This window comes from Streptomyces milbemycinicus, from assembly GCF_002154605.1.
Lineage (GTDB): Bacteria > Actinomycetota > Actinomycetes > Streptomycetales > Streptomycetaceae > Streptomyces > Streptomyces milbemycinicus.
Genome location: NZ_MUNE01000930.1, coordinates 1 through 2,839, shown reverse-complemented (window position 1 = coordinate 2,839; position 2,839 = coordinate 1). Strand labels below are relative to the sequence as shown.

Genomic DNA, 2,839 nt, shown 5'->3' with positions numbered 1-2,839 from the left:
CCGCGGGGGCGGGCAGCGGCTCGTTGAAGACGAAGTCGAGCTGGACCGTGCCCGGCGGTACGCCGTCCTCCGTGGCCCGCCACGGTATGACCAGGCGGCGGCCGGGGACGCGGTCGTACGTCCAGATCTCGTCGCTCACCGCGCCCCGGGAGTCGATACGGACCGGGCCGGCCGCGCGCCGGGAGCGGAGGTCGGCGGCGCGCGCGATGCCGTCGATCATCCGGTCCGTACGCTCGTCCTCCAGCTGCCAGGAGTCGGGCACCACGACGAAGTCCAGGTCCCCGGGCTCGCGCGCCGCCTCGCCGTACCAGGCCCTGAGCAGCACGCTGCCGCGCAGCACCAGATGCCCGGCCCACGGGGAGTCCGCGACGGCGGCCAGGACGAGGTCCGTGGCGCGGCGGCGGGCGGCGTACCAGCGGTGGCCGGCCTCCGCGTCCTCGAACTGCGGCTCACCGGCGCGCATCGCCCGCGCGTGGTGGGCCATCGACGGGTCGAACACCGGGCGCTGCAGCACCCCCTCGCCGAGGACCGGCCGCAGCGACTTCGGCAGCCGCATCTGCGCTGCGGTCGTCTCGGTCAGCTCTTCCTGGGGGATGGTGCCGTCCTCCGGCCACGGGCCCCAGCCGAACCCCGTCCACGACGACGCCGATGCCGGCTCTGTCTCTGTCATCGCGCTGCCTCCTCCTCGGCTATCCAGCCCGCGTCCAGGCCCTCGTCGCTGTCATACACGACGAATTCCCGCTCCATCGACACGATTTCGCGGCCCGCCGCGCGCAGGGCGGCGGTCAGCGCCTCCAGCCGGCGGCCCGCCGTATCGCGGCCGACCAGGCGGCAGCGCTGGGTGACGAAACGCTCGGCGCGCCCGTCGGTTCGTACCCGGCGGGCGTTACGGGAGAGGTGGGCCGTGTGCGCGGCGGCGAGCCGGGCGAGGGCGGGCGGTGCCCCGTCGGTGTCCAGGAGCAGCTTGATGTGGTGCTCGAAGTAGTAGCGCGGGCCGAGGGCCCGGCCGTCCTCGTCGGACACCGGCACCCCCGCCGCCCACGGCGCGGCCTCGACCTTCGTCCGTACGACGGAGAAGCCCGCGCCGGCCAGCCCGGCCGCCGCCGCGTCGGCGGCCGAGCGGGCCGCGGGCAGGGTGCCGTCGGCGCGCAGGGTCAGCATCGGCTGGGAGGGCACGCGGCCACGGTCGAGGACGATATGCGCGAACTTCCAGGTCCGCTCGGCCGCGTACCGCTCCAGCGCGCGGTACGCGACGGGGGAGTCCGCCCTCCCCGTGACAGGGCGGACCGTCAAGTGGATCTCGAACTCGCCGGTGACCGTGCACACACGCACGATGTTCTCAGGCGGGCGGTTCGCGTCCGGGCGCCGGGCTGCCGCGGCGGCCGGGGCACGGCGTCAGTGCCGTGCCCCGGCCACCGACAGGTAGGGGAAGACGTCGCTCGGCACCCCCGTGGCCGAGCTCGCGTCCAGCCCCAGCTTGACGGGCGCGCCGAGCACCAGTTCGAACATCACCTCCGGTACGCAGTCGGTCAGCCCGCGCCCGTTGCGCCGGTCGACCGCGAACACTGCCTCGCTGCCCACCTCGTAGCGCAGCACGTCGGGGAGGAACAGATCCCGTACGCGGGCGGCGTGCGCCGCGGCGTCGGGCACCGTGCCCACGGCCGCCGAGGCCCGCTCGGCGGCCCGCAGGATCTCGGCTCCGTAGCGGCGCTGGTCCTCGGCGGGCTCGGTGGCGTTGAAGTCGATGTCCTGCTCGGCGTCTTCGAGGTCGAAGAGCGTGTTGAGCAGCGGGTTCGCACAGCGGTTGATCTGCCGCCAGCCGCCCGCGTCGGTGGCCAGCACGGTGGAGCCCCAGAAGCCGATGGCCGCTCCGGCGCCGCCGAGGGCTTCGTCCGGCACCTCCAGGACGATCGCCTGGACATCGGTGCCCGCGAAGAGATTGGTGGCGTCGGCCGGGTCGAAGTCCGTCAGATCGGGCGCCGTGCCCTGTGCGATGGCGGTCTTCACGGCCGTGACGACCGTGCCCTCGATCCAGAACGGATCCCCGGCCGCGCCCGCCCATGCGCGCAGCCCGTCGGGCGTCTGCACGGGCTCGCCGGTGGCGCCGGTGAGCAGCACGGGGCCGTCGGCGAAGCGGTCGCGGGCGGCCGGGCCGTCGAGACGGCGCAGCTCCCAGCGCTGGCTGCCGTCGGCGGCCGGGGGCTGGAAGGTGAAGCGGTAGGTGATGTCCTCGACGGCGTCGCCGTCGGTGTCCACCTTGATCTCGTAGCGGCTCTCGTCGTCGTGGAAGCCGCCGCCGCCCGAGAGCGGGTTGACGTTGACGACGAAGACGGTGCCGGTGGTGCCGCGGAACAGGTAGGTGTCGCTGATGTCGAGCCGCGGGTCCTGGCGGGCGAACTCCGAGTCGTGGTGATGGCTCATCAGCGGTCCTGTTCTGTGCATGAGGGGCTTGCCCAGACATTAGGCGGGGGCGGCGGGCACGGCGAGGAACACTGTGCACAGTCGTGGTGTGCGGCGGTTGCGCTTCGAACGGCGAACGGGCACAGGTCAGAGCGAGCCCGACGCCCGCAGCGCCAGCCACAGCTCGTACTTCGCGCTCGGCGCGCGCAACAGCGAGCGCCCCAGCGCCTCTTCGGCCCTGGCCAGCCGCTTGCGCGCGCCGGGCAGCGAGATGCCGAGGGCGGTGGCCGCCGCGGGCAGCCGGGCGTCGGCGCGCAGCCAGGCGCGTACGGTCTCGGGCACGGCTGCGGGCCCGGCCTCGTCGAGGGGGCCGAACTGGGCACGGGCCCACAACTCGGCCGCGGGGGAGGACAGCAGGGCGTCGAGGGAGGCCGGGGCC

The 2,839-nt window shown here is 74.5% G+C and carries 4 protein-coding genes; all 4 read right to left on the bottom strand.

Annotation, left to right across the window (positions count from 1 at the left end):
- Positions 1–670: nucleotidyl transferase AbiEii/AbiGii toxin family protein (locus tag CCN51_RS49010; RefSeq protein WP_143676166.1), on the bottom strand; the 670-nt coding region annotated here is incomplete at its 3' end.
- Positions 667–1,326, bottom strand: coding sequence for a hypothetical protein (locus CCN51_RS49005; RefSeq protein ID WP_043486945.1), 660 nt, complete (start codon positions 1,324–1,326; stop codon positions 667–669). The genes CCN51_RS49010 and CCN51_RS49005, both read right to left, overlap by 4 nt.
- Before the next feature lie 69 nt (positions 1,327–1,395).
- Positions 1,396–2,421, bottom strand: a complete 1,026-nt coding sequence (locus CCN51_RS49000) for a DUF4331 family protein (RefSeq protein ID WP_014176905.1) — start codon at positions 2,419–2,421, stop codon at positions 1,396–1,398.
- 126 nt (positions 2,422–2,547) lie between these two features.
- On the bottom strand, positions 2,548–2,839 hold a 292-nt coding region (locus tag CCN51_RS48995), incomplete at its 5' end, for a helix-turn-helix domain-containing protein (protein ID WP_143676165.1).

Coding starts and splice junctions, on each gene's coding strand:
- CCN51_RS49000 (WP_014176905.1), bottom strand. CDS start 2,421: ATGAGCCATCACCACGACTCGGAGTTCGCCCGCCAGGACCCGCGGCTC.